This is a genomic window from Streptomyces sp. NRRL B-1140 (assembly GCF_001280065.1).
In the GTDB taxonomy this organism is placed as follows: domain Bacteria; phylum Actinomycetota; class Actinomycetes; order Streptomycetales; family Streptomycetaceae; genus Streptomyces.
In genome coordinates, this window is sequence record NZ_LGEA01000022.1 from 1 (window position 1) to 337 (window position 337).

The window sequence follows — 337 nt, forward strand, 5'->3', positions numbered from 1 at the left end:
CCAGCGGTAGAACTCCAGCTGCCGGTCCATCGACTTGGCCCAGTCCGCCTGCCCCGTCGCCGACTTCGGCTTCAGCGGCGCGTAGTTGGCGAGCGCGTACGCGGCCAGGGGGTTCTGGTAGCCGCCGTGGGCGTGGCTGGAGCCGATGCGCCAGGCCCAGCCGGCACTCGTGTCCGTGGCGCCGCCCCAGGCGTAGTACCAGGACATCAGGTAGAACGAGGCGTCCTTGCCGGTGCCCGCCGGGCAGGCCGCGGGACCGACGCAGTTGCCGACCTTCTTGAAGTACTTGTCGTACATGGAGTAGCGCAGGTAGTCGCCCATCTTGGCGGCCTTGCCG

At 69.1% G+C, this 337-nt stretch carries 1 protein-coding gene; it reads right to left on the minus strand.

Annotated elements, in window-relative coordinates:
• Positions 1-337, minus strand: a 337-nt coding sequence (locus ADK65_RS04105; RefSeq protein ID WP_324614241.1) for a glycoside hydrolase family 48 protein, incomplete at both ends; no start/stop codon positions are given.